Origin of the sequence: Reyranella sp. (genome assembly GCF_004296935.1) — a bacterium.
Taxonomy (GTDB): Bacteria; Pseudomonadota; Alphaproteobacteria; order Reyranellales; family Reyranellaceae; genus Reyranella.
In genome coordinates this window covers 1-26064 of the sequence record NZ_SCVH01000108.1, presented here as the reverse complement: position 1 = coordinate 26064, position 26064 = coordinate 1, and the positions used below count along the sequence as shown (strand labels likewise).

The following is a 26064-nucleotide window of genomic DNA, read 5'->3' as shown; positions in this document are numbered from 1 at the left end:
TGAACGACCAGATGAACTTGCGCAGCTTGCCGTCGAGCCCGGGCAGCGCAAAATCCGGAAGGCGATCACCAGGGCGGAGCGATAGCGCGTTGGTCATCAGCCGTTGATCCCGAAATGTCCCGGTGTCCGGAAATGGAGTGGACGTTGCGGGATTGCTCATAGCACAGCGAGACTTGATTCCGTATCCTGGTACGTAGCGCGCGATCGATCCACTCAAGTAGGATGGGTGGCTAGGAACTACGAGTCGACTTGAGGCGTTGCCTTCAAAGCTTGGTCCTCTAGCTTGGTGACGATTGCATGCCGATCAGTATGGATATCTCGCCGCTTCACCGCACCGTCGTCATTGCCGCCATTGGCCATGTCGCGCCGGAAGAAATCAAAGCCAACACCGAGGCGCTGCTCGAAGCGAACGTCCCGCACTACGGCAAGATCATCGATGTCACGCTGTCGACCTCGGATCTCACCGAGGCGCAGGTCGAGCACATCGCGGCGATGCTGCGCGGCGATCCGGGTTCGGGGCGCGGTCCGGTTGCTTTCGTCATCAACCCGCATCGGGTTGGATTTGCCCATGCTTTTGCTGATGTGACCAAGGGCGACAGGCCGGTGAAGCTCTTCCGCAGCCTTCGCGACGCCCGCAAGTGGCTGGCTGAACAGCCGAAGGTCGAACCCAAAAAGTAAGGGCCTCTGGCACGTGCCAAAGGCCCTTAGAAACCGGTGGTGGGCGCTGTAGGGATTGAACCTACGACCCCACCCGTGTGAAGGGTGTGCTCTCCCGCTGAGCTAAGCGCCCGGAAGGGGCGCGTATAGGGCGTGGCGGCCGAATCGTCAACGGGCAGGGAAAAACGGGCGGAAATGGCACTTCTCGCGGTCTTCATCGTTCTCGTATTTGCTTACGGTCTGGTGTCGCAGCGGCTGGCGGGGACGGTCGTCACCGGCCCTATCGTCTTCACCGTAGCGGGCATCGTTGCCGGCACCGCGGCCCCGGGGGCCCTGGCTGCCGTGCTCAGCTCTCATGTCTTCCTCCATCTCGCCGAGCTTGGCCTGGTCCTGCTGCTGTTCAGCGATGCCGGCCGCACGAACCTGTCGCTGCTGTGGAACATTCGCAGCCTGCCGGCGCGCCTGCTCACCGTCGGCCTGCCGCTCACCATTCTGCTGGGCGCGGTCGCCGCAGGCCTGGTCTTTCCGAATCTGACGCTTTGGGAAGCGGCGATCCTGGCCGCGATCCTGGCGCCGACCGATGCCGGCCTCGGCCAGGTCGTGGTGACCAGCCCGCGCGCGCCGTTGCAGATCCGGCAGGCGCTCAATGTCGAGGCCGGGCTGAACGACGGCCTGTCGGTGCCGTTCCTGCTCTTCTTCATTGCCTTGGCGGCGGCTTCGGAGGAGGGCGCGCGCGCGAGCTTCGCCCAGTTCGTCGTCGAGCAGCTCGGCTACGGCGTGGCGGTCGGCGCCGCCATCGGCCTGGTCGGCGGCTGGCTGCTGGGTGGGGCCGCGCGTCGCAACTGGATCTCCGGTCCCTTCAGGCAGTGCGGCGTCGTGGCGCTGCCGCTGCTCTGCCTGCTGGTCTCCGACGCGGTTGCCGCCAGCATGTTCATTGCCGCCTTCGTCGCGGGTCTCGCGGTCCAGAAGGGTTTCCCGGATGCCGGCCGCCATAGTCTGGAGTTCGGCGAGATCTGGGGACAGATCATCAACCTGTTGGTGTTTTTTCTGTTCGGCATGGTGGTTGCCCGCAACTGGAGCGACATCGACTTTGCCATTGCTGCCTATGCGGTGCTCAGTCTGACCGTGGTCCGCCTGGTGCCGGTCGCGCTGTCGCTGATCGGTTCCGGCTTTGGCCGTGCAACGATGCTGTTCATAGGATGGTTTGGACCGCGCGGGTTGGCGTCGATCGTTCTCGGGCTGGTCTATCTCGAACACGAGTTCAGGCTACCGGGGGAATCGACCATTCGACTGGCGACCATCGCCACGGTGCTGCTCAGCATCTTTGTGCACGGGTTGAGCGCGCAGCCGGGCATTGCGCTCTATGCCCGCCAGGTGGCCGGGCTCGCCGCCGATGCGCCGGAGCGGCGCATTGGCAGGTGACGCGCCGGCAAGTCAATCATCTCTATCGGGCGGCGAGTTGCCCCAGGGTGTCGGGCAGGGCGCTGAAACGGTCGATCACGGCGTCGGCGCCAAGCTCGCTGGCAGGCTTCAGGGTATAGCCCCAGCTCACCAGCACCGCCGGGATGCCGGCGCGGTGGGCGGCCTCGGCGTCATGGATCGAATCGCCGATCATGACGGTGCGCTCGGGATTGCCGCCCATGCGCTCGACCAGCATCAGGATGTGCTGGGGGTCGGGTTTGCGCACGGGGAAGGTGTCGGCTCCGGCCACGTCGGCGATCGGCGGCATCAGCTTCAGGTGCTCGAGGATGGTGCGCGCCGGCCGCTCGAACTTGTTGGTGCAGACGCCCTGCCTGAGCCCGAGGCGGGAGAACCTGGCGACCACCTCGGCCACGCCGTCGAAGGCCGTGGTGTGGCTGACCGGGTCGGCCTCGTAGTAGCGGACGAATTCGCGGGTGGCGGCGGAGAGGGCGGCGTCATCCAGCGTCCGGCCGTTCTTGGCGAAGGCCTTGCCCACGGTCACCTTGCTGCCCTGGCCCATGAAGATCCGGGCGTCCTGGTCGGTGATGGGCGGCAGGCCGTGGTCGGCCAGCACGCGGCTCACGGCCACGCACATGTCGCGGGCGCTGTCGATCAGGGTGCCGTCGAGATCGTAGATCACGGTATCGAAACGGCCGGCGATGAGATTGTCTGCGTTGGGATGCATGGTAGTCCTTTAGCACACTTGCGGGCGGGCGGTGCCCGTGGCATCGGAGCCACATGGCAAGCTCACTAGCCGTCGTCATATTGGCCGCCGGGGCCGGGCAGCGCATGAAATCGGCGCTGCCGAAGGTCCTGCATCCTCTGGCCGGGCAGCCGATGCTGCACCACGTGCTGGTGAATGTCGCAGCGCTGAAGCCGGAACGGATCGTGGGTGTGGTGGCGCCGGGCGAGAAGGCGGTTGCTGCCGCCTTCGCGCCGCACCGGACGGTCGTGCAAGCAGTGCCGCGCGGAACCGGCGACGCCGCCAAGGCGGCGCTCGGAGCGTTGAAGGACCATCAAGGCCCGCTGCTGGTCGTGTACGGCGACGCGCCGCTGGTTACGGCCTCGAGCATGCGGCGCCTGGTGGCCGCTTGCCGTCGGACCGGTGCCACCGTCGGTGCGCTGGGCTTCGTGGCGCGCGACCCGTCGCCCTATGGTCGGTTGGTCGTCCGTCGCGGCATGCTGGAGAAGATCGTCGAGAGCAAGGACGCCGACGCTGCCGAGAAGGCGATCGATTTCTGCAATTCCGGCGTCATATGTCTGGACGGCAAGCACGTCGCTGCGCTGCTGGCGGCGATCCGCAACGACAACGCCAAGCGTGAATTCTATCTGACCGATGCCGTCGCCATCGCGCGCGCCGCCGGCCACAAGGCGATCACGGTCGACGGCGAAGAGACCGAGTTCCAGGGCATCAATTCCCGCGCCGAGCTGGCAGCGGCGGAACGCGCGCTGCAGCTGCGCCTGCGCACCAAGCATATGAAGGCCGGTGTGACGATGACCGACCCTGACACAGTGTGGCTGTGCGCCGACACCAGGCTGGGGCGGGATGTAAGCATCGGACCGAATGTGCGCTTCGGGCCGGGCGTGAACGTGTCGGCTGGCGTCGAGATCAAGGCGTTCTGCGACATCGAGGGTGCGCGCATCGGTCGGGGCGCCATTGTCGGACCATTCGCCCGCATTCGGCCGGGCTCGATCGTCGGCGAGAACGTCCATATCGGCAATTTCGTCGAGCTCAAGGCCACCCGCATGGGCCGCGGTGCCAAGGCCAATCATCTGGCCTATCTCGGCGATTCCGACATCGGCGCCGGCAGCAACATGGGCGCCGGCATGATCGCGGTAAACTACGACGGCTTCGGCAAGTATCGCACGCGGGTCGGTCGCAATGCCTTTGTCGGCTCGAACAGTTCCCTGGTGGCGCCGGTCCGCATCGGCGCCGGCGCCTATGTCCCGGCGGGAAGTGTCATCACCCACGACGTGCCGGCCGGCGCGGTGGTCTTCGGCCGGGCCCGGCAAGTCACAAAACGCGGGCTTGCGGACGAACTTCGTGGCAAGCTGAAACTCCGCGCAGCCAAGGCCAAAAGCGGCAAGAAGAAATAGCCACCCCCTCCGGATTTTCCCCCATGTGCGGCATCATCGGAATTCTTGGCAAGGCGCCGGTCACACCCCTGCTGGTCGAGGCGCTGAAGCGACTCGAGTATCGCGGCTACGATTCGGCCGGTGTCGCCACCCTGGTGAACGGCCACATCGAGCGCCGCCGGGCCGAAGGCAAGCTTGTCAATCTCGAGGCACGACTGGTGAAGGAGCCGCTGCCCGGCATCATCGGCATCGGCCACACCCGCTGGGCGACCCATGGCAAGCCCTCTGAGCGTAACGCCCATCCAATCGCCACCGACCGGGTGGCGATCGTGCACAACGGCATCATCGAGAATTTCCAGGAGTTGAAGGACGAACTCCTGGCTGAAGGCCGCAGGTTCGAGAGCGACACCGACACCGAAGTGGTGGCGCAGCTGCTCACCTCCTACCTCGAGCATCAGATGTCGCCGGAGGAGGCGATGGGCAATGCGATGGGCCACCTGCGCGGCGCCTTCGCGCTGGTCGCGCTGTTCAGCGGCCGCCACGACATCCTGATGGGGGCACGGCGCGGCAGCTCGCTGGCGGTGGGCTACGGCGACGGCGAGATGTACATCGGCACCGACGCGCTGGCGCTGGCGCCCTTCACCAGCCGGGTGAGCTACCTGGAGGATGACGACTGGGTCGTGCTGAAGACCGACGGCGCCACGGTCTACCAGGGCACGCAGAAGGTGAAGCGGCCGATCAAGAAGAGCGGCCTCAGTGGCGCCTTGATGGGCAAGGGCAACCATCAGCACTTCATGCTGAAGGAGATCCATGAGCAGCCGGCGGTGATCGGCGACACGCTGCATTCCTACCTCGATCCGGCGACGCGCTCGGTCCGGCTTCCCGCCATGCCGCTCGACTGGTCGAAGGTGAGCCGTGTGACCATGACGGCCTGCGGCACGGCGTTCTACGCCTGCATGGTCGCGAAATACTGGTTCGAGAAGCTGGCGCGCATGCCAGTCGAGATCGAGGTCGCCTCGGAGTTCCGCTATCGCGAGCCGCCGCTGCCCGAGGGTGGCGTCTGCATCGCCGTTTCCCAGTCGGGCGAGACCATCGATACGCTGGAGGCGCTGCGCTATGCGCAGTCGCAGAAGCAGACGTTGCTGTCCGTGGTCAATGTCCCGGAAAGCGCCATCGCGCGGCTGTCGCACGTCGTGCTGCTGACCCAGGCCGGACCCGAGATCGGTGTCGCCTCGACCAAGGCCTTCACCACGCAGCTCATCGTGCTGCTGGCCGCGGCGATTGCCGCCGGACGAGCGCGCGGAACGTTGTCGCGCGAGGAGGAGGAGCGTCTGGCGCTCGCCATGATCGAGCTGCCGGCACGCGTCAACGAGACGTTGAACATGGAAGAGGACTATCGCCGCATCGCCGAGAACACGCTCGCCGCGGCGCGCGACGTGCTCTACATCGGCCGCGGCTCGTCCTTCCCGGTGGCGCTCGAGGGCGCGCTCAAGCTGAAGGAACTGTCCTACATTCACGCCGAGGGCTACGCTGGCGGCGAGATGAAGCACGGTCCGATCGCGTTGATCGACGACGCGGTGCCGGTCGTCGTGGTGGCGCCGACCGACGCGATTTTCGACAAGATCGCCTCGAACTTCGAGCAGGTGAGGGCGCGGGGCGGAAGGCTGGTGTTGTTGAGCGACAAGGCCGGCGTGGCACGGCTGGGCGCCAAGGCCGAGACGTCGATCATGGTCCCCGATATCGATCCGATCGTGGCGCCGATCCTCTACACCGTCGCGGTGCAGCTGCTCGCCTACTACACCGCCTTGGCGAAGGGCACCGACATCGACCAGCCACGCAATCTCGCCAAGAGCGTCACGGTCGAATAGGGCCGGGGAGGTTCCCCGACCGGGCCGCGTATCGTCCTGGCGCGTGCCCTCCGGCTAACGCGTGCCTTGTGGCAGGCCGGGAGCCAGGCCGGGAGCGGGCTGCGGCGCGGGCTGGGCACCACGCGGCTGGGCCGGCGCCGGACGTGGCTGCGGCGGGGTTGCCGGCTGCATGGCCTGGACCTGCGCCTGGATCTTCTTGCTCTCGGCATCCTGGGCCTTCTTGAACTCTTCCTCGCTGAGGAAGCGGTCCTTGTTGAGGTCCATCTCGAGGAACTGCTTGACGGCGTAGGCGGTCAGTTCGACGCGGTCTAGTTGGGCATCCTTGTTGGTGTCGATCTCGGCGAACTTGCGGAGCGCGATCTGCTTGCGCAGGTCGAACGGCAGCAGGTTCTTGGCCTGCGGTCCGTCGGCCGGGCCGGCCAGGGCGAGATATTCCTGCTGGCTGACCTTGCCGTCGTTGTTCTTGTCGAGCTGATCGGCGTTGCGCATCTGCATGTCGATGAACTCGTTGAGAGTCACCATGCCCTGGCGGCGGCGCGCTTCGATCTGCTGGCGCTCGCCCGCCTCGCGCTGCAGCGAGCGCTGCACGATGAGCCGCACCTCAGGCTCGGTGATCTTGTTGTCGCGGTCGGTGTCGTACTGGTTGAACTCGGCGTGGACCAGCGCTTCCGCCTCGGCACGCTCGACGAAGCCGTCGCGGTTGGTGTCGAGGTTCTGGAACTCGGTGCGCGCGCGGCTGCGAAGCTCCTCGAGCGGCGGCTTGTTGGGCACATCGGGCGACAGCGGCGGTTCGACGACCTTGAGGAATTCCTCGACCGTCAGCTTGCCGTCCTTGTTCACGTCGAGCTGCTCGAAGGACTTCATGCGGTACTTCAGGAACTCGGCGCGCGTCACTTCGCCTTTCTTGTTGATGTCGATTTCGGCGAACCATGAAGGCAGCGGAATCGGCGGCGGGGCTCCCGGCGCTGCCTGCTGTCCCGCCGGCGGCGCAGCCGCTGCGGGCGGAGCGGCCTGTGGCGCCTTCGGCGCGGCAGCGGGAGGCGCTGCTTGCGGCGGGCGGTTGGCTGGCCAACCCTGGGTCGGCGGGGTCTGAGCCGACGCCGGCAACGCAATCGCGGCGACAAGGAGGATCGGAGCTAGAAAACGATTCATCGGCGGTAGGCCCGCGTTAAGAGAGGGTGATTCGTATCGGTCGCCATGGGCCATCTGTCAACGTCCGCGCGGCGCTCTCACCATGCAGGACAAAGACGCCGAAAGAATGGCGCGCGCCATTTGAGTTGCGTCCTGAAGCCGGATACGCCATCGTGGTACAATATGCAGACCCCGGAGAAGGGTCGCAAGTACTTGGGAGGCAAGGGGAATTTCGCCGAAACACCGCACGGGTCGCGGTGGCCGGCAAAACCAGTGGGAACATGGCAGGACAGTTTTCATCCAGCGGGTCGCCGCTGCTCAGCGTGCGCGACGTATCCGTCCGCTTCGGCGGCATCGTCGCCCTTGATGGTGTGACGTTCGACGTATTTGCCGGCCAGGTCGCCGGCCTCATCGGCCCCAACGGCGCCGGCAAGACAACCCTCTTCAATTGCCTCAGCCGGCTCTACACGCCGAGCGGCGGCGACATTCTGTTCGAAGGCCAATCGATCCTCGGGCGGCCGCGCCACGCCATCCCGCAGATCGGCATCGGCCGCACCTTCCAGAACGTGGCGCTGTTCGACAACATGTCGGTGCTCGACAACATCAAGGTCGGCTGCCACAGCCGCAGCTCGACCAGTTTCTTCGACAATGCGCTGCGCTTGCCCAAGGTGCACGGCGAAGAAGAACAGATCGCCAGGCGTTCGCTCGAATTGATCGAGTTCATGGACCTCGTGCCTTTCACCTCGGCGCGGGCCGGTGGCCTTCCGTTCCCGATCCGCAAGCGGGTCGAGTTGGCACGGGCGCTCGCTTCCAGTCCCAAGCTGCTGCTGCTCGACGAGCCGGCGGCCGGTCTCAACCACGACGAGATCGATGTGCTCAAGGTCCAGATCCGGCGGGTGCGAGACATGCAGAACGTTACCGTGCTGCTGGTCGAGCACCACATGAGCCTCGTCATGTCGGTTTCCGACAAGGTCGTCGCCATCGATTTCGGCAAGAAGATTGCTGACGGCACACCAGCGGAAGTGCAGCGCGATCCCGAAGTGATCCGCGCCTATCTGGGGACCTCGTAATGGCCGCGCTGCTGGAAGTGAAGGGGCTGAAGGCGTTCTACGGCCAGACGCAGTCGCTGTACGACGTCGGTTTCGATATCCCGAATGGCGGCATCACCACCCTGCTGGGCGCCAATGGTGCGGGCAAGACGACGACACTGCGGGCCATCTGCAACATGGTCCGCACCGAGGGCGCGATCCGCTTCGACGGCAAGGATATCGCCGGCCGGGCGACCGAGGAAATCGTGCGGCTCCGGGTCGCCCATGTGCCCGAGGGCCGAGGCACCTTCACGACGCTTACCGTTGACGAGAACCTGCGGGTCGCCGCCTACACCCGCCGGGACAAGGCAGCTGTGCAGGCCGATCTCGAGCGCGTGTTCGGCTATTTCCCGCGGCTGAAGGAGCGCCTGCAGCAGCAGGCCGGCACGCTGTCGGGCGGCGAGCAACAGATGCTGGCGATCGCCCGCGCCCTGATGCTGAAGCCGCGCCTGATGCTGCTCGACGAGCCGTCGTTTGGCCTCGCGCCGCTGATCGTGGTCGAGATCTTCCGAATCCTGCGGCGCATCAATGAAGACGAGAAGGTGAGCATCCTGCTGGTCGAGCAGAACGCCGCACTGGCCCTGGACCTCGCCACGCACGCCTACGTGCTGGAGACCGGACGGGTCGTCATGTCGGGGCCTTCGGCGGTCATCAAGGACGACGAGAATGTCCGCAAGTCGTATCTCGGATACTGAGGCAGGATTATGGAACAGTTCATACAGCAACTCGCTTCCGGCCTCGCCAACGGTGCCATCTACGCCTGCGTGGCGCTCGCGCTGGTGATGATCTACGTCTCGACCGACCACATCAATTTCGCCCAGGGCGAGATGGCGATGTTCTCGACCTACATCAGCTGGCAGCTGATGACCTGGGGACTGAGCTTCTGGGTGGCGTTTATCGCCGCGGTGGCCTTTTCCTTCGTGCTGGGTGTGATCATCGAACGGGCGATCCTGAGACCGCTGCACAATGCGCCGGTCCTTTCGATCATCGTCGTTTTCATTGGACTGCTGGCGATCTGCAATTCGATGGCGGGCGCGATCTGGAGTTACCTGATCAAGGAATTCCCCTCGCCGTTCCCCAAGTCGAGTTTCGGCATAGCCGGCGTCATCGGGCCACATCAGCTCGGCGTCGTGGTGGTCACCCTGATCGTGCTGGGCCTGCTGTTCGTGTTCTTCCGCTACACGCCGCTGGGCCTCGCCATGCGCGCGGCGGCGCAGAACCCGCAGATGGCCCGCCTGGTCGGCGTGCGCGTCGACTGGATGCTGGCGCTGGGTTGGGGGCTCGCGGCGTCGGTCGGTGCGGTGGCCGGCATCATGGTCGCCCACATCGTCTATCTCGATCCCAACATGATGGGCGGCATCCTGCTCTACGCCTTCGCCAGCGCCTTGGTCGGCGGCATCAGCAATCCCGGCGGCGCGGTGCTGGGCGGCTTCATCGTCGGCGTGCTCGAGAACATGGTGGCCTTCGCCGGAAACCAGATCGAGAAGGCGACCGGCATCTACATCATCGGCAACGGCGAGAAGCTCACCGTGGCGCTGATCATCGTCATCACCGTGCTCACGGTTAAGCCCGCCGGCCTGTTCGGCCGGGTCGTCGTGAAGAGGGTCTGAGATGCCGGCGTTTCCGAAGAAGTTGCTCTGGGTCCTCTTGGCGCTGGCCTTCCTCGTGCCGCTTCTGCATCCGTTGTTTCCCGACGTTGTTTCCGGGTACCGGCTGTTCCTGGTCAGCACGATGATCATTGCCGCGATCGCGGTACTGGGGTTGAACCTGCTGACGGGCTTCAACGGCCAGATCTCCCTGGGTCACGGTGCTTTCTACGCGGTCGGCGCCTATACGGCCGCCGTGTTGATGGACCATCTGAACATGCCCTACTGGGCGACGCTGCCGTGCGCGGCGGTCGTCTGCTTCATCGTCGGCTATCTGTTCGGCCTGCCGGCGCTCAAGCTCGAGGGCCATTATCTGGCACTCGCCACCTTCGCGCTGGCGCTCGCGGTACCGCAGATCCTGAAGTACAAGTGGCTCGAAGGCATGACCGGCGGCGTCCAGGGCATCGTGCTCAACAAGCCCGAGGTACCGTTCGGCCTGCCCCTCAGCGAAGACCAGTGGCTGTACTACTACTGCCTGATCGTCATGGTGGTGCTGTACTGGGCCGCCGCCAACATGCTGAACAGTCGCAGTGGTCGGGCGATGATGGCGATCCGCGACCAGTACATGGCGGCCGACACGATGGGTATCGATACGGCGCTCTACAAGACGGTCACCTTCGGCATCAGCGCCGCCTATACCGGCATCGCCGGTGCGCTGTCGGCGTCGGCCATCGCCTTCGTGGCACCCGACAGCTTCAACATCTTCCTGTCGATCAAGTTCCTGATCGGCCTAGTGGTGGGCGGAGTCGGCTCGCTGGCGGGCTCGGTGGCCGGCGGCATCTTCTACGTGCTGGTCGACAATTCGGCCCAGGCGCTTTCGTTGTTCGTGAGGAACGACCTCGGGCTGCCTTTCGACCTGTCGGCCTACACCGTGTTCGGTGTCCTGCTCATTGCTCTGATGTATCTGATGCCGATGGGTATCGTCGGCGGCGTCTATCTGGCTTGGCGCAAGCTGCGTGGCGTGCGGGGGTGATCCCGGCCAAAGGCTCCTGGCCTTTTGGTGCGCCGCAACATTGGAGGTTTGTATAGCTGAGGCGGCGTTTTTCTCTTTTCAGCAAGCGGATTTCGCGCGACGCTTATATTCACAATGAACAAACAGTGGAGGCAACATTGAAGACTACCAGGCGTAATTTTGTCGGCGGCGTTTCGACCGTTGCGATGCTGTCGGCGTCCGGCGTGGCGCTGGCGCAGAAGAAGTACTCCGACGGGGCGACCGACAAGGAAATCAAGATCGGCAACACCAACCCCTACAGCGGCCCGGCGTCGTCCTACGGTGTGATCGGCAAGTGCATCGAGGCTTACTGGAAGAGCGTCAACGACCGTGGCGGCATCAACGGCCGCATGGTGAAGTTCGTCACCCTCGATGACGGCTATTCGCCGCCGAAGACCGTCGAGCTGGTCCGCCAGCTCGTCGAGCAGGAGAAGGTGCTGGCGATGTTCCAGACCCTTGGCACGCCGACCAACACGGCGATCCACAAGTACATGAACCAGAAGAAGGTGCCGCAGCTCTTCGTCGCGACCGGCGCCTCGAAGTGGGGCAAGCCCAAGGAGTTCCCGTGGACGATGGGCTTCCAGCCCGACTACCACACCGAAGCCGTCATCTATGCCAAGCACATCCTGGCCAACCACAAGGACGCCAAGATCGGCGTGCTGATGCAGAACGACGACTACGGCAAGGATTACTGGGAGGGCTTCAAGGAAGGCCTCGGCAAGGACATCGGCAAGGTCGTCAAGCACGTGACCTACGAGACGACCGACCCGACGGTCGATTCCCAGATCATCCAGCTCAAGGACTCGGGCGCCAACGTCTTCTTCAACATCTCGATCCCCAAGTTCGCGGCGCAGGCGATCCGCAAGGCGGCCGATCTGGGGTGGAAGCCCGTGCACTACCTGAACAACGTCTCGTCCTCGGTCGCTTCGACGTTGAAGCCGGCCGGCCTGGAGAACAGCCAGGGGATCCTCACGGCGTTGTATCTCATGGATCCCACCGACAAGCAGTGGAACAATAACGCCGACATGAAGACCTGGAGTGCCTGGATGGACAAGTGGATGCCAGGCGCCAACAAGAGCGATGGCAGCTATGTCTATGCTTATGCGGTGTCGTACCTGATGGAACAGACCCTGAAGAAGTGCGGCGACGATCTGACGCGCGAGAACCTCATGCGCCAGGCGGCCAACCACCAGAAGCTGCGCGTGCCGCTCCTGCTGCCGGGCATCACCATCAACACCAGCCCGACCGACTTCTATCCGGTGCAGTCCGTCCAGCTCGCCAGTTTCAAGGGCGAGACCTGGAACCTGTTCGGCGACATCATGTCGGCCGAAAGCACCTGATCACGGCAAATCGCAAAGGATGAAGAAGGCCGCCGGAACCCGGCGGCCTTTTTCGTCGAGCGATCAGTGGCGGGCGATCAACGTGTGTTGCGGATGGGCTCGGCGGGCTTGCGCTGCAGCGCCTGGCGGCATTCCGTGGTGTCGATGCGGCCGTTCTTGTCGAGGTCGCAGCGCGCAAAGTTGCGCTCCGCCTGGGCCATGAATTCGACCAGGGTGACCAGCCCGTCCTTGTCGGCATCCAGGCGCTGGAAGTAGGCCGATTGACGCCCGGCCTGGCGATCGCTGGGCAGCACGCTATTGCCGGCTGCCGGCGTGCGGGCGAAGAGTTCATCCTGGTTGAGCTTGCCGTCGCCGTTTGTGTCGAGGCGCTTGAAGCGGGCCTCCTGGCCCGCCTTCCATTCGGCGCGGTCGACGGCGCCGTCCTTGTTGGCGTCGTAGCGCATGACGCCGGACGGCGCGCGCACCGGCAGAGCCGCCGATGTGGCGGGAGCGGTGGGCGCCTGATCGCCGGGGGCGGCGAAGGCGGGGAAAGCGAGGATCAGGAGGGCGGTCGCGAGCGGGAACAACTTCGGCATCGGCCATATCCTTTTGGTTGTATCAGGAAATGGATTTGCTCGTTCCATTGCCCTTACCGGGCCGTTTAAGCACCGATATAGTCTGCCCCGCGACCGAATTGTGGCCGCGGTGAGGTTTTGTTCTTATGGCCTACGACTACGATCTCTTCGTCATCGGCGCCGGTTCGGGCGGCGTGCGCGCCTCGCGGATTGCCGCCACCCACGGCGCTCGCGTCGGCATCTGCGAGGATTATCGCGTCGGCGGCACCTGCGTGATCCGCGGCTGTGTCCCGAAGAAGCTCCTGGTCTATGGCTCGAAGTTCACGCACGAGTTCGAGGATGCCGAGGCGTTCGGCTGGACCGTGCCGGCGCCCAGCCTGTCGTGGCCGACGCTGCGCGACAACGTGAACAGGGAAGTCGATCGGCTCAACGCCGTCTACCTGCGCCTGCTCGACGGCGCCGGCGTCAAACTTCACATGGGCCGCGGTCGGCTGATGGACCGCCACACGATTCAGGTGGGCGAGCAGACGGTCACCGCCGACAAGATCCTGATCGCGACCGGCGGCCATCCGGTGATCCCGTCGATCCCGGGCTGCGAACTCGCGATCACCTCCAACGAGGCGTTCCATCTGCCCGAGCTGCCCAAGCGGATCGCCATCGTGGGCGCGGGCTACATCGCCGTCGAATTCGCCGGCATCTTCAACGGCCTCGGCGTCCACGTCGACCTGGTGCTGCGCCGCGACCGCGTGCTGCGCGGCTTCGACGAGGAATGCCGCACCTTCGTGCACGATGCGCTGAAGGAGAGCGGCGTCAAGCTGCGCACCGAGATGGAGATCGGCCGCATCGTGAAGAAGGGCGAGAACGGTCCCTACGAGATTCACACGCCGCTGGGCGGCATGTTCGAGACCGACCTGGTGATGTACGCCACCGGCCGCGCGCCCAACACCAAGGGTATCGGGCTCGAGAAGGTGGGAATTCAACTCGACAAGGTGGGCGCCATCGCCGTCGACGAATGGTCGAAGACGACGGCCGAAAATATCTGGGCGGTGGGCGACGTCACCGACCGCATCAACCTCACGCCGGTGGCGATCATGGAGGGCCACTGCTTCGCCGATACCGAGTTTGGCAAGAAGCCACGCAAGCCCGACCATCGTGGCGTGCCGTCGGCGGTGTTCTGCCAGCCCGAGATGGCCAATGTCGGCCTGACCGAGGAAGAGGCGAAGCGGACCCTGGGTGACCTCAGGATATTCACGGCCGCCTTCCGTCCGATGAAATACACCCTGTCGGGGCGCCAACAGCGCACCTTCATGAAGCTCATCGTGGAGGTCGCCACCGACAAGGTCGTGGGCGCCCACATGGTGGGCGACGATGCCGCCGAACTGATCCAGGGCCTCGCCGTGGCGATCAAGGCGGGTGCCACCAAGGCCCATTTCGATGCCACCGTTGGAATACACCCCACGGCCGGCGAGGAATTCGTCACCATGCGGACGGCCCGTGCCGATACGACCCCCACCCGGGCCGCGGCCGAGTAGCGAAAGCAGCCCCGGCCGGCATTTCCGGCCATCTGGCAATTCATCCACAGCCCGTATAGGTTCACCCACCCCGGCGGCTGGATGGTCCAAAAATGGCCGGTCCGGGGAGCATGGAGACAAGACGATGACCGCGATCCAGGGCTCGACCCGGGCAGGCGCCCGGACGGCCGCGAAAGCGCAATCCCGCAGTTCGAGCGCCACTGACTGGTCGCTGACCAGCTGGCGCGGCAAGCCGGCGCAGCAGATGCCGGTCTATCCCGATGCCGCCCTTCTGGCTGGCGCCGAGGCCCGCCTGCGCCGCTACCCGCCGCTGGTCTTTGCCGGCGAGGCGCGCAAGCTCAAGGCGGCGCTGGCCAAGGTCGCCAATGGCGACGCCTTCCTGCTGCAGGGCGGCGATTGCGCCGAGAGCTTCGCCGACTTCACCGCCAACAACATCCGCGACACCTTCCGCGTGTTGCTGCAGATGGCCGTCGTGCTGACCTATGGCGCGGGCGTGCCGGTGGTGAAGGTGGGCCGCATGGCCGGCCAGTTCGCCAAGCCGCGCTCGTCCAACGTCGAGAAGATCGGCGACGTCGAGCTGCCGTCCTACCGCGGCGACAACGTCAACGGCTTCGAATTCACTGCCGCTTCGCGCCTGCCCGATCCGGAGCGCATGGTGCAGGCCTACAACCAGTCGGCCGCGACGCTGAACCTGCTGCGCGCCTTTGCCCAGGGCGGCTATGCAGACCTGCACGAGGTCAACCGCTGGAACCTCGACTTCGTGCGCAACTCGCCGGCATCGGAGCGCTACCACGATCTCGCCGCCCGTCTCGACGAAACGCTGAACTTCATGGCCGCCTGCGGCCTCAGTTCGGCGACCACGCCGCAGATCGCGGAGACCGATTTCTTCACCAGCCACGAGGCGCTGCTGCTGCCTTACGAGGAGGCGCTGACCCGCGTCGATTCGACCTCGGGCGAATGGTACGACTGTTCCGCCCACATGGTGTGGATCGGCGACCGCACGCGCCAACCCGACGGCGCGCATGTCGAGTTCCTGCGCGGCGTCCGCAACCCGATTGGCTTCAAGTGCGGCCCGTCGCTCTCGACCGACGACACGCTGCGCCTGATCGATACGCTCAATCCGGCGAACGAGCCCGGCCGCATCGTGCTGATCGTGCGCATGGGCGCGGAAAAGGTGGCCGAGAAGCTGCCGCCGCTCGTGCGCGCGGTGAAGCGGGCTGGCAAGTCGGTCGTCTGGTCGTGCGATCCCATGCACGGCAACACGGTGACCGCCAACAACGGCCGCAAGACGCGCCACTTCGACGCGATCCTGCGCGAAGTGAAGGAGTTCTTCGCCGTGCATCGCGCCGAGGGCACCCATCCGGGCGGCGTCCATTTCGAGATGACCGGCCAGGAAGTGACGGAGTGCATCGGCGGCTCGACCGAGATCACCGTCGACAACCTCAATGAGCGCTACGAGACGCAGTGCGACCCGCGGCTCAATGCCAGCCAGGTGCTCGAGCTTGCCTTCCTGCTCGCCGAACAGCTCAAGGCGGAGCGTCTTTCGGTTGCGCGGGCACGACCGGCGGTCTGACCGCCGCGGGCGGTCGGAGCGCGGGGGCCGGGGAGGGCCGATGACGCATCCAAATAACGGCGAAATCGAACTCTACACCGATCACTACTTCAATCGCTCGAAGCAGGTGATCGGCAAGTTCGGCGACTGTCAGGTGACCTACGCCATATTCATGCGTCGCCCGGTGGTGTTCGCCCCCCGGCTGGCGCTCGACTGGCTGGAGGAAACCGGCCGCGAGCGCAACACCGAGGTCGAACTCGACCTGCGCTACGGCGAGGGCAAGTGGGTCGGCGCCGGCGAGCCGATGATGTACATCACCGGCTCCTTCTTCCATCTCGTCGATCTCGAGACGATCTTCCTGCAGAAGCTGGGGCCGGCCTGCGTTGCCGCCTACAATGCCTGGACGATGTGCGCCGATATGCCGAAGGCGGCCTTCCTCGCCATGGACGCGCGCCACTGCGCCGGCCAGGAAATGGCCGAAATGATGGCCTATGCCGCCTCGGTCGGCTCGGCTCGCGCCAAGCGCAAGGTTGGGGCGGTCGGCTTCATCGGCAACGCCACTCACGCGACCGCGCACTTCTTCGGGCAGGAGCGAGGCCTCGGCACCATGCCGCACGCGCTGATCGGCTACGCGGGCTCCACGTTGCGCGCTGCCGAGATGTTTCACGAGACCTTCCCCGGTGAACCGATGACCGTGCTGGTCGATTACTTTGCGCGCGAGGTCTCCGATTCGCTCGAAGTATGCCGGCGCTTTCCCGAGCTTGCCGCCAAGGGAATGCTGTCGCTCCGGCTCGACACCACCGGCGGCCGCTACATCGAGGGGCTGGACCCGGCGTCGTCCTACGCCGTGCTGGAGCGGTTCTCGCCCGAGTCGATCCGCGGCTACCGCAGCGAGGAGGAGCTTCGCTACCTCGTCGGAACCGGCGTCTCGGCCGCGGCGATCTTCCATCTGCGCGCCGAACTCGACCGCAACGGCTTCGGCAAGGTCAGGATCGTGGCCTCGTCGGGCTTCGGCCCGGCCAAGTGCCGGATCATGGCCGAAGCCAAGTCGCCGATCGACGTGGTGGGCTCGGGCTCGTTCCTGCCGTCGAACTGGACTGAGACCTACGCCACCGCCGACATCGTCGAGTACGACGGCCAGAAGCGCGTGAAGATCGGCCGCGAGTTTCTGCATCGCGTGCGGCCTGATGGGAGCACGCGCCCGCTTTAAGCGTCCTGCTCGCGGCCTAACTGGCGCCGGCAATTCCCTTTTCAGCGGCGATGTTCGCGAATGTCGCGATCGTCTGATCGAAGAGTTGCACAAAGCGGGTGCGGTCGAGTCCGGCGGGTTCGAAGCCCAGCGTGGTCAGGCGGTCGATCACCTTGGAATCGCCGAGGACAGCAAGCACCGCGGTATGGAAGAGAAGCTGTGCCGCTTCAGGCGTTCCTTTCGGGGCGAACAGGCCCATCCAGGTGGTTTGCGCGAAGCCCGGGGCCACCGCTTCGGCCGCTGCCGGCACTTTCGGAAAGCCCGGCGAGCGCGCGGGGCTCGTGACCGCCAGCGCCACGAGCTGTCCGCTGGCGGCCTGCTGTGCGCCGGCGGCGAAGGTGACCACGCCGGCATCGATGTTTCCGGCGATCAGGTCCTGCAGCAGGGGACCGCCGCCACGGTAGGGGACGTGCGTCACGCTGACGTTTCCCGCCGCGCGGAGCAGCAATTCACTCGTGAGATGCTGCGAACTCGCGAGGCCGGGCACGCCGACGTTGAGCACGCCCGGTCGTGCCTTCGCGGCGGCGACGAAATCCTCGATCGTCACGAAGCCGGAACGGGGATGCGTGAAGACGCCCTGCGGTCCTGAGATCGCGAGCGTGACGGGCGTGAAGGCCGACCGCAGCGTTGCCGCGCCGGCGACCGGCAGGGCCTCGGTGGCGGCAAAGGTGTCGTTGGCCAGCAGGAACGTATAGCCGTCCGGCTGGGCGCGCGAGGCCGTCTGGGTCCCGACGCGACCCGATCCGCCGCCGATATTGTCGATCACCACCGTCTGGCCGAGCTGGCTGCCGAGCGGCCCCTGGATGACGCGGGCAAAGGTGTCGACGCCGCCGCCGGGAGGCCATGGCACGATGAGCCTGATCGGACGGACCGGAAACGGATCCTGGGCATGCGAGGGGAAAGGCGTGGCGGCGACGGTGGCGGCGGCAGGTAGGAGCGCCGCGAAGCGGCGACGATTGATGTTCGTCATGGAAGGGACCCCGGAGTTTCTGTGAAGTGTTTTTCGGACGCTTCGGGATCAACATCGTGCGGTCATGAATCGTCTCCTGTGACGATTCAAGAATTGGCGGCACGCGCGCCTTCGATCAATGAAACGGTTCGGTCGATTAATTCACGAAGGCCAGACGAAAATGCTTCGTATCGAGCCTGGAACGGGACGTCGTCGTCAGCCGACGACGAAGCTCTGGTACATGAATTTCAGGTCCTGGGTTTCCTGCGGCGTGATCTCGCCATCGAGAACGCGCGCTTCGAGGCCGCGCAGCTTGCGCTTGATCTCGCTGGGCGTGCGCGGGCTCAGCAGCACCATGAAGAATTGCTCGTGCGGCGAGAGCTCGCGGTCGCGGCGGTAGCCGAAGGGACCGGCCCCGATCTCGCGCGTGGCAGCCGGGGCCGGGAGGGCCTGGCCGCGGATTTCGGGCGCCAGGACATCGTTCCAGGTGAGACCTGCCTCGCGCACCATCGCCGAGGCGAGCTTGGCCGCAGCCAGCGCCTCGCCAGCGTGGCTGCTGTCGAGTATTTCCAGGACCTTGACCAAGGTAGCGCGGTTGAAAGTCGACACGGGTTTGGTGTCTTTGACTATTGGATGAGGAAGCGGCACTAAGCCACTACAAGATATAGTTCCTCCTGTCCCGGAGCAAGTACCACCCGTGTCCGGCCCCGCCACTTCCCGCCCGAACGCCTTTCCGGTCTATCTGCTGGGTCTCGCGAGCTGGTTCGTGCCGCTCGGCATCCAGATGGTGCTGTTTCCGTGGCTGGTCGCGGTCGTTCTCCACATGGATGCCTTCGCCGTGGGCGTGGCTCAGGCGGCGATCATGGCGCCGTCGCTGCTCTTTCTTCCCCTGGGCGGGCTGGTCGCCGACCGCGGCAACCCGCGCCGCCTGCTGCTCGGCTATCACGCTCTCTACGCCATGCCGCCGCTGGCACTTGCCCTGGTGCTGATGATGGAGGGCGGCCTCAGCTATCCGCTGCTGATCGCCTATGGCGTCGTCGCGGGCTCGATTGGGGCCTTTGCCGTGCCGACGCGCGACGCGCTGCTGCCGGCCCTGGCGCAGGGCAACCTCGCCCGCGCGGTGGCCCTCGCCACGGCGCTGCAGTTCGGTGGCCAGCTGCTGGGTATCGCCTTCGCCTCGTCGGCCGACCGTTTCGGCCCGGTCCCGTTGCTGCTGTTACATGCCACGCTGGTGCTGCTGGGCTGCCTCGCCGTGTGGCGGCTGCCCGACCCGCCGCCGCATCCGCCGGCCGAACATCCGGGCTTCTGGCGGAGCGTCGGCGAGGGCGTATCGGCGGCAGCCAGGTCCGACCAGATCTGGCCGGTGCTGCTGCTCAATTTCGGTGTCGGCATCTTCTATGTCGGGCCGTTCATGGCCCTGCTGCCGCTCGCCGTGCGCGACAATTATCACGGCGGCGCGCAGGAACTCGCCTATGTCAATCTCGCCTTCTGGGCCGCCACGATCCTGGCCGCCATGGCCTTCGCGGCGTTGGCCCGCCGCTTCACCCTGCGCGGACGGCTGATCGGCATCGCCGTCGCCGCGGGTTCGGTCGTGCTGGTAGCACTGGCGAGCCTGCCGCCGTTTCCCGTCTTCGTGGCCCTGAATTTCATCTGGGGCCTGGGCGCCGGCATCACCATGACGCAGAGCCGGACCGTCATTCAGATCGTGGCGCCGGCCACCCACCGCGCCCGCCTGATGTCGCTGTTTCAGCTCGGCCTCGGCGGCGGCGGCCCGATCGGCGCCTTGATCACGGGGACGATCTGCTCGATCTGGGGCCTGCAGGTGGCAATGTTGGTGCCGGCCTTTGCGATGATGGTGCTGATCGCGGTGGTCCTGGCCCGCTCGCGGATCTGGTCGATGCGGACGGTGGAGTAGGGAGGGAAGGGGGCGCTTCGCTGCGTTCAGAAGAAGTAAAATAGTATTCTTTCGGAACTATTGACAGATTCAGCAGGAATAGGCTAAGAAAAAGCCTACTCTGGCGGACCTCATATCCGCCCACCCAGCCCGCCCGGCACCCGCCGCGGCGGGCTTTTTCGTGCCTGCGGAGACACCAAACATGGGAACGACGATCTACCCGACCGTGCCAGTGGCACAGCCGGAGGCGGAGCCGTGGCCGGTCGACGAACAAACGATCCGTGTCGACGAGATGTTCGCGCGCCAGCTCGACAACGAGTTTGCAGGCCACGTGTGTGGCCTGTTGCACGATGCCGAGACCGGGGTCTCGGCCCAGCGCGGCGAGGCGGCGCTCGAAGCCATCGCCGGCGCCATGCCGGCATTGGGCGAGCTGAAGGAGCGGACGCTGACCCAGGCTATTGGTCCGCGTCAGCGCAGCATTCTCGAACCCCTGATCGAGACGCGGCTCGACTGGGCCGCCGGCACGCTGAGCCGGTTGGCGCAACGCGCCACGGTCGAGGTCGATGACCAGAGTGTCGCCGAGCGCATCGCCGGCCTGAACCAGGATGCGGCGACGGCGTGGCAGGACCCGGCATATCTGCGGAAGCTCGGCCGGACGGCGGTCGAGGAACTGCGATACCAGGGCGAGCGCCGCGGCTGGGATCCGGCCGAGACCGATACGCGTGTCCGTGCTGGCCTGAGCGACCTCTATGCCGGCGCGATCGAGACTGCGATCCGCCAGGAAGATCTTGATGGCGCCTCGGCTCTCTACGACCACGCCCGTGTCGTCATCGCCCTTGAGCGCCAGGCCGCAATCGACCGCCGCTTCGTCCGGGCTCGCGAGGTTGCCCTCTACTGCGATGTCGATCGCGACATGGCGGGCATCCCGCTCGAACCGGCCGGGCCGCCGAGCGCCGAGGTCTTCGCGGAACGTGCTGCCGAATTGACACCCGAGGATGCGAGCGACGAGGTGCGCGCCGGCATCGCCCAAGTGGCCGCGCACGCCCAACGCCGCGCCGAGCGGCAGTGGCAGAAACAGCAGGCCGAGGCCGGCGTCGCGGCGCTGGACTGGTTCGGAAAGAACCCCGGCCGATCGTTTCTGGCGATACCGTCAGACATCTGTGACTGGCTGGCCCCCGACCAGCAACGCGGCCTCGAAACTCTCTTCATCGAGGGCCGTCTCAGGACCGACCGCGACCTCTTCGAGCGCCTCGACCGCCAGATGATCTACGAGCCCGACGCCTTCGCCGGCGTCGATCTCGACCGCCATCGCCTGTCGCTCGACGACGAGGACCATGCGCGCTTCGCCGGTGCGCAGAAGGCGATCACTGACGGCAGTTCGGATTCGGCCATCATCCGCTACCGGCGCGCTCGTCTCGGCACCGACCGAGCACTGGAGGCGAAGGGCATCGACACCGACGGCCCCGAAGCACGTGTCATTCGCGCGAACGTGCGCGAGCTGCTTGGCGACTTCGAAGCAGTCGAAGGCAGATCACCAAACGGCCAGGACGTCGATGGCATCGTATCAGGAGAAGTGGACGGCGACTTGGCACAGGCAAAGCCGCCATTCGTCGTGCCGAGGATGCCGACGCGTACTCCGCGGTATCAGGAGCCGATACCCGGTGCGAGTGGGAAGGACGCGGCAAAAGACATCCCTAGTTGGGCACGTGGACAGCGTCCTCTGGTCGGAGAAAACGGCAAGGCTGCTGCACGGCGGATAATGGACGAACAATACGGACCGGGAAAATGGAGTGAGACCGGCCGCGAATATCAACAGTTGAAGAAGCATTTCGACCGCGGCTACCGCACCCCTACAACCGGCTTCCCGATGGATATGGAAGCTTAGGGTGGCGTACGCAGCCTAACGCCACAACCGCTGCGAGCTTACGCTCTATCGTCAAATCGACGACAATGTTCTCTCATGCAGGAGACTTCCGTGACATTCGTCTACATCGTCAATCATCTCGATCTCGACACGCTGGACGACGGCGACAACGAGAAGTTGATCGGCGTCTATTCCAGCCTAGACCTCGCCGAGCGCGCCGTGGCGCAACTCCGTGACAAGCCTGGCTTTCGCGATTTTCCCGAAAAGGCCTGGTACATATCGCCCCACGAACTCGACAGCATCGTCGACTATTGGGACGAGGGCTTCTTTTAGACATCGGACAGCGCTCGAGACATTGCCGCAAGTCTGCGGCCACACAATAGGAGACGAACGATGACCGCCGTATACTTTCTCTACCATGTTCATGACGACCCGGAACTCGGCCGTTGGCGCAACAAGACCGCGGGAGTCTTCTCCACCGAGGAGCAGGCGCGGCGGGCAATTGAAAGGCTCGGCGTCTTGCGTGGCTTTCGCGACTACCCTGACGGCTGGCGAATACACCGTCGAACCGTCGACAAGACGAGCTGGACAGAAGGATTCGACAAGGCCACGCACAAGAAGCTCACGTATTCCGTCAGGCATTGATAGTGACTGGTCTGCCGCGTCGCCGAGCACGTGTTGTCTTACCGTCGGCTCGATCAGACGGGTGTCTTCGACCAGCCACTGGTTGCCGACTCGCCACGCATTGGCGTGCGCTTCATGCGTCGCGCCGTCGAGACCGATCACGGCAAGGCTGACGTGTCGTCGGCCAATCTGGCTTGAGTGATTTGGTTTCGTCCATCTGACTGAAATCGCCACTTAATGGCCCGCCCGGCACCCGCCGCGGCGGGCTTTTTGTGCCTGCGGAGACAGCAAACATGGGAAGAATCCCGATCCCGGGCCTGCCTGAGGCAGAGCCCGCGGCGGAGCCGTGGCCAGTTGACGACCACACGATCCGCGTCGACGAGATGTTCGCGCGCCAGCTCGACACCGAGTTTTCCGCCGGCGTGCGCGGCCTGCTGCACGATCCCGAGACCGGGGTCTCGGCCCAGCGCGGCGAGGCGGCGCTCGAAGCCATCGCCGGCGCGATGCCGGCGCTGGGCGAGCTGAAGGAGCGGACACTGGCCCAGGCCATCGGCCCGCGTCAGCGCAGCATTCTCGAACCCCTGATCGAGACGCGGCTCGACTGGGCGGCCGGCACGCTGGGCCGCCTGGCACAACGCGCCACGGTCGAGGTCGACGACCGAAGCGTCGCCGACCGCATCGCCGGCCTGAACCAGGACGCGGCGACGTCGTGGCACGACCCGGCATATCTGCGGAAGCTCGGCCGGACGGCGGTCGAGGAACTGCGCTACCAGGGCGAGCGCCGCGGCTGGGATCCGATTGAGACCGACATGCGTGTCCGCATGGGTCTTAGTGACCTCTATGCCGGCGCGGTCGAGACCGCGATCCGCCAGGACGATCTCGACGGCGCCTCGGGCCTCTACGACCACGCCCGCCCGGTCATCGATCCCGAGCGCCAGGCGCCAATCGACCGCCGCTTCGCCCAGGCCCGCGAGGCCGCCGTCTACCGCGACGTCGACCGCGACATGGCAGGCATCCCGATCGAACCGGCAGGGCCGCCCGGTGCCGAGGTCTTTGCGGAGCGTGCCGCCGAGCTGACGCCTGACGATGCAAGCGACGAGGTGCGTGCCGGAATCGGCCAGGTCGCAGCCTTCGCCCAGCGCCGCGCCGAGCGGCAGTGGCAGAAGCAGTAGTCGGAGGCCGGCGTCGCCGCGCTGGAGTGGGCCCGGAAAAACGCCGGTGCGTCGCTTCTGAAAATGCCGTCGGACATCCGCGACTGGCTGCCGCCCGATCAATGGCACGGCCTCGAAGCCTTCTGCATCGATTGCCGCCTCCGGACTGACCGCGACCTCTTCGAACAGCTCGACCGCCAGATGGTCTACGAGCCCGACGCCTTCGCTGGCATCGACCTCGATCGCCATCGCCTCTCGCTGGATGACGAAGACCGTGCGCGCTTTGCCGGTGCGCAGAAGGTGATTGTCGAGGGAGCCTCGAGCCCGGCCTTCGTTCGCTATCGGTGGACGCGGCTCGGCATCGACAGGGCACTCGATGCAAGAGGCGTCGACACCGATGGCCGGGAAGCGGTCGAGGCTCGCGCCAGCGCACGCGATCAGTTCGATAGCTTCGAAGCCATCGAAGGCCACGCACCCAACCGCGAGGACATCGACAGGATCGTCGTAGAAGAGACTGAACGCATCCGGCCCGATGTCTCGTCCATTCCGACCGTGGAGCCGGACACGCCGCAAGGTCTCCCATCGACCGACGAAGCGATCTTCGACGACACCGATGAAGGCCCGCCTGGCGACCATGCCGGCGATCCCAATATCGTGCAGGCCAACAGTGGCAACACGCCGTCGCGCCGAGGCACGGGGCGGCGCGAATCAACGCCCACCGAGGAAACGCGCCAGGGCATCTACAATGCTCACCGCGAAGCTCTCCGGCAACTGGAGCCCAACAATCCCGCGCTGACCACGCTCTCTGCGCCTGGCTGGGTTCCGGATCGTGAAGCGGCATTGCGGCTTCGGCAGGAATTGCTGGAGGCCCGGGCGAGGGCGGCCGGCGGACCGCTGCCCTCGCCCGGTGGTCCGGGAGCGCCTTCGAGCGGTGGTGCGGATCTGCCGGGTGGCGGCAGGCTGGCGCGGCCGCTGGGCATTCCCAGGGACTGGCGGGTGGTAATGTCCGACAAGGGGGGTGGCGTGACCTATGTCAATCCCAGCAACGAACATGACCACATAAGGGTCATGCCAGGAGATCCCAACAGTCCATATCCCAATCGACAGCGGCCGTACGTGATCGATCGAAATTGGGGGGCGCTGCAAGATCGAAATGGCCAACCTGTCCCGGGATCCGATCCGAGACGCCATCCGGATGCGCACATACCCTACGACGTCTATTTTTTCTGGAGATGAGGCATGGCATTGGATAGGAAAATATGGCTCGGCGATGCCTTCAGCGTCCTCGATGCAATCGCCGATCGGGATGTCTTGCACGACGCTTGGTCTGGAAAAAGCAACTACCCGACCAGTCCCGAGGAAATTTACAATGAAGTGTTCAGCGATTCCTTCCTCGGCGAGTACGCGCGCCCTGAGCTCGGTCTTGACGAGGCGCAGAAAATGGCAGGCAAGGAATTCGTCGACCGTATGCGGGACTTCGACAAGATCGGCGGTCCTGAACTGCCGTGGCAGGAAGTGATCGACCACCCCGGTTGGGTGAAGGTGCGCGAAGCGGCGGGGCGGTTTCTCGCTCTGCTTAGGCCCGCCACCTGACGGCGGTCCTCTCGACCATGCGCCCGCCCGGCACCTGCCGCGGCGGGCTTTTTGTGCCTGCGGAGATACCAAACATGGGAACGACGATCTACCCGACCGTGCCAGTGGCACAGCCGGAGGCGGAGCCGTGGCCAGTCGATGAGCACGCGATCCGCGTCGACGAGATGTTCGCGCGCCAGCTCGACACCGAGTTTGCGGGCCACGTGCGCGGCCTGCTGCACGATCCCGAGACCGGGGTCTCGGCGCAAAGCGGCGAGGCCGCGCTGCATGCCATCGCCGGCACCATGCCGGCGCTCCATGAGCTGAAGGAACGACCGCTGATGAAACGCGCCAGGGCATCTACAATGTCCACCGCGAAGCTCTGGAGCGACTGGAGCCCAACAATCCCGCGCTGACCACGCTCTCTGCGCCTGGTTGGGTGCCGGATCGCGAAGCGACTTTGCGGCTTCGGCAGGAGTTGCTGGAGGCCCGGGCAAGAGCTGCCGGCGGCCCGCTGCCCTCGCCCAGTGGTCCGGGAGCGACTTCGAGTGGCAGTGGCGAACTGCCGGGTGGCGGCAGGCAGGAGAGGCCGCTGGGCATTCCCAGGGACTGGCGGGTGATTCTGTCGCGGAAGGGTGGAGGTGTAACCTATGTCAATCCCAACAACGAACATGACCACATAAGGGTCATGCCAGGAGATCCCAACAGTCCGTATCCCAATCGACAGCGGCCGTATGTGATCGATCGAAATTGGGGCGCGCTGCAAGATCGAAATGGCCAACGCGTCGGAGGCTCTAATCCTCGCAAAGAACCCGACGCGCATATTCCCTACGATACATATTTCTTCTGGAGGTAAAAAAATGGC

General features: G+C 65.4%; 26 protein-coding genes and 1 tRNA gene. 21 read left to right on the top strand and 6 right to left on the bottom strand.

Annotated elements, in window-relative coordinates:
* Positions 1 to 297 precede the first annotated feature (297 nt).
* Positions 298 to 678 carry a hypothetical protein gene (locus EPO55_RS15935; protein WP_296337958.1) on the top strand — a complete coding sequence of 127 codons (381 nt, stop codon included), beginning with the start codon at positions 298 to 300 and terminating at the stop codon, positions 676 to 678.
* A gap of 37 nt (positions 679 to 715) precedes the next feature.
* On the opposite strand, the gene EPO55_RS15930 is transcribed toward EPO55_RS15935, so the two are convergent.
* Positions 716 to 790 (bottom strand) — tRNA-Val (locus EPO55_RS15930).
* A gap of 62 nt (positions 791 to 852) precedes the next feature.
* Here EPO55_RS15930 and EPO55_RS15925 point away from each other — a divergent pair.
* Positions 853 to 2079 carry a cation:proton antiporter gene (locus EPO55_RS15925; RefSeq protein ID WP_296337957.1) on the top strand — a complete coding sequence of 409 codons (1227 nt, stop codon included), beginning with the start codon at positions 853 to 855 and terminating at the stop codon, positions 2077 to 2079.
* Between the two features lie 22 nt (positions 2080 to 2101).
* Here the strand turns inward: EPO55_RS15925 and EPO55_RS15920 are convergent, their stop codons facing one another.
* Positions 2102 to 2803 (bottom strand): HAD-IA family hydrolase, encoded by a 702-nt coding sequence (locus tag EPO55_RS15920; RefSeq protein WP_296337956.1) that lies wholly within the window; start codon positions 2801 to 2803, stop codon positions 2102 to 2104.
* A gap of 53 nt (positions 2804 to 2856) precedes the next feature.
* Here EPO55_RS15920 and glmU point away from each other — a divergent pair, with 53 nt between their 5' ends.
* Together glmU and glmS are read left to right on the top strand one after the other, a co-directional pair.
* Entirely contained in the window at positions 2857 to 4215 is a 1359-nt protein-coding gene (gene glmU, locus EPO55_RS15915) for a bifunctional UDP-N-acetylglucosamine diphosphorylase/glucosamine-1-phosphate N-acetyltransferase GlmU (RefSeq protein WP_296337954.1), read from the top strand.
* Positions 4216 to 4238: 23 nt separating this feature from the next.
* Positions 4239 to 6062: a glutamine--fructose-6-phosphate transaminase (isomerizing) gene (glmS, locus tag EPO55_RS15910; protein ID WP_296337952.1), complete on the top strand. Its 1824-nt coding sequence runs from the start codon at positions 4239 to 4241 to the stop codon at positions 6060 to 6062.
* A gap of 54 nt (positions 6063 to 6116) precedes the next feature.
* On the opposite strand, the gene EPO55_RS15905 is transcribed toward glmS, so the two are convergent.
* Positions 6117 to 6956, bottom strand: a complete 840-nt coding sequence (locus EPO55_RS15905) for an EF-hand domain-containing protein (protein ID WP_296337951.1) — start codon at positions 6954 to 6956, stop codon at positions 6117 to 6119.
* A 518-nt stretch (positions 6957 to 7474) separates the two neighbouring features.
* On the opposite strand from EPO55_RS15905, the gene EPO55_RS15900 reads away from it, so the two are divergent.
* From EPO55_RS15900 to EPO55_RS15880, 5 genes are all read left to right on the top strand, one after another.
* The gene (locus tag EPO55_RS15900; RefSeq protein WP_296337950.1) at positions 7475 to 8263 is read left to right on the top strand and encodes an ABC transporter ATP-binding protein; all 789 of its coding nucleotides are present in this window, start codon (positions 7475 to 7477) and stop codon (positions 8261 to 8263) included.
* Positions 8263 to 8976, top strand: coding sequence for an ABC transporter ATP-binding protein (locus tag EPO55_RS15895; protein WP_296337948.1), 714 nt, complete (start codon positions 8263 to 8265; stop codon positions 8974 to 8976). The genes EPO55_RS15900 and EPO55_RS15895 overlap by 1 nt, the downstream gene beginning before the upstream one ends.
* A gap of 9 nt (positions 8977 to 8985) precedes the next feature.
* Positions 8986 to 9891, top strand: coding sequence for a branched-chain amino acid ABC transporter permease (locus EPO55_RS15890; protein WP_296337947.1), 906 nt, complete (start codon positions 8986 to 8988; stop codon positions 9889 to 9891).
* Position 9892: 1 nt separating this feature from the next.
* Positions 9893 to 10900 (top strand): branched-chain amino acid ABC transporter permease, encoded by a 1008-nt coding sequence (locus tag EPO55_RS15885; protein WP_296337946.1) that lies wholly within the window; start codon positions 9893 to 9895, stop codon positions 10898 to 10900.
* A 185-nt stretch (positions 10901 to 11085) separates the two neighbouring features.
* Positions 11086 to 12258: an ABC transporter substrate-binding protein gene (locus EPO55_RS15880; RefSeq protein WP_296337960.1), complete on the top strand. Its 1173-nt coding sequence runs from the start codon at positions 11086 to 11088 to the stop codon at positions 12256 to 12258.
* 77 nt (positions 12259 to 12335) lie between these two features.
* Here EPO55_RS15880 and EPO55_RS15875 read toward each other — a convergent pair whose 3' ends face one another.
* Positions 12336 to 12833, bottom strand: a complete 498-nt coding sequence (locus EPO55_RS15875) for an EF-hand domain-containing protein (RefSeq protein ID WP_296337945.1) — start codon at positions 12831 to 12833, stop codon at positions 12336 to 12338.
* Between the two features lie 125 nt (positions 12834 to 12958).
* Here EPO55_RS15875 and gor point away from each other — a divergent pair, with 125 nt between their 5' ends.
* From gor to EPO55_RS15860, 3 genes are all read left to right on the top strand, one after another.
* A complete protein-coding gene (gor, locus tag EPO55_RS15870) occupies positions 12959 to 14344 on the top strand; it encodes a glutathione-disulfide reductase (RefSeq protein WP_296337944.1) in 1386 nt (461 codons plus the stop codon).
* Positions 14345 to 14468: 124 nt separating this feature from the next.
* On the top strand, positions 14469 to 15917 hold the full coding sequence (locus tag EPO55_RS15865) for a class II 3-deoxy-7-phosphoheptulonate synthase (protein WP_296337943.1): 1449 nt from the start codon (positions 14469 to 14471) through the stop codon (positions 15915 to 15917).
* 40 nt (positions 15918 to 15957) lie between these two features.
* On the top strand, positions 15958 to 17106 hold the full coding sequence (locus EPO55_RS15860; protein WP_296337942.1) for a hypothetical protein: 1149 nt from the start codon (positions 15958 to 15960) through the stop codon (positions 17104 to 17106).
* A gap of 16 nt (positions 17107 to 17122) precedes the next feature.
* Here the strand turns inward: EPO55_RS15860 and EPO55_RS15855 are convergent, their stop codons facing one another.
* Positions 17123 to 18115, bottom strand: coding sequence for a tripartite tricarboxylate transporter substrate binding protein (locus EPO55_RS15855; RefSeq protein ID WP_296337940.1), 993 nt, complete (start codon positions 18113 to 18115; stop codon positions 17123 to 17125).
* A gap of 195 nt (positions 18116 to 18310) precedes the next feature.
* The gene (locus EPO55_RS15850; protein ID WP_296337939.1) at positions 18311 to 18703 is read right to left on the bottom strand and encodes a hypothetical protein; all 393 of its coding nucleotides are present in this window, start codon (positions 18701 to 18703) and stop codon (positions 18311 to 18313) included.
* A gap of 88 nt (positions 18704 to 18791) precedes the next feature.
* Between EPO55_RS15850 and EPO55_RS15845 the strand changes: the two genes are divergently transcribed.
* The 9 genes from EPO55_RS15845 (at position 18792) to EPO55_RS15805 (ending at position 25615) form a co-directional block, all read left to right on the top strand.
* A complete protein-coding gene (locus EPO55_RS15845) occupies positions 18792 to 20009 on the top strand; it encodes an MFS transporter (RefSeq protein WP_296337938.1) in 1218 nt (405 codons plus the stop codon).
* Between the two features lie 181 nt (positions 20010 to 20190).
* Positions 20191 to 21873 carry a hypothetical protein gene (locus EPO55_RS15840; RefSeq protein ID WP_296337937.1) on the top strand — a complete coding sequence of 561 codons (1683 nt, stop codon included), beginning with the start codon at positions 20191 to 20193 and terminating at the stop codon, positions 21871 to 21873.
* Positions 21874 to 21963: 90 nt separating this feature from the next.
* Entirely contained in the window at positions 21964 to 22185 is a 222-nt protein-coding gene (locus tag EPO55_RS15835; protein ID WP_296337936.1) for a hypothetical protein, read from the top strand.
* A gap of 60 nt (positions 22186 to 22245) precedes the next feature.
* Entirely contained in the window at positions 22246 to 22497 is a 252-nt protein-coding gene (locus EPO55_RS15830) for a hypothetical protein (RefSeq protein WP_296337935.1), read from the top strand.
* Positions 22498 to 22530: 33 nt separating this feature from the next.
* Positions 22531 to 22674, top strand: a complete 144-nt coding sequence (locus tag EPO55_RS15825; RefSeq protein ID WP_296337934.1) for a hypothetical protein — start codon at positions 22531 to 22533, stop codon at positions 22672 to 22674.
* A 95-nt stretch (positions 22675 to 22769) separates the two neighbouring features.
* Positions 22770 to 23648 (top strand): hypothetical protein, encoded by an 879-nt coding sequence (locus tag EPO55_RS15820; protein ID WP_296337933.1) that lies wholly within the window; start codon positions 22770 to 22772, stop codon positions 23646 to 23648.
* Positions 23649 to 23711: 63 nt separating this feature from the next.
* Positions 23712 to 24863, top strand: a complete 1152-nt coding sequence (locus tag EPO55_RS15815) for a hypothetical protein (RefSeq protein WP_296337932.1) — start codon at positions 23712 to 23714, stop codon at positions 24861 to 24863.
* Between the two features lie 3 nt (positions 24864 to 24866).
* On the top strand, positions 24867 to 25220 hold the full coding sequence (locus EPO55_RS15810) for a hypothetical protein (RefSeq protein WP_296337931.1): 354 nt from the start codon (positions 24867 to 24869) through the stop codon (positions 25218 to 25220).
* Positions 25221 to 25294: 74 nt separating this feature from the next.
* A complete protein-coding gene (locus EPO55_RS15805; protein WP_296337930.1) occupies positions 25295 to 25615 on the top strand; it encodes a hypothetical protein in 321 nt (106 codons plus the stop codon).
* Positions 25616 to 26064 lie beyond the last annotated feature (449 nt).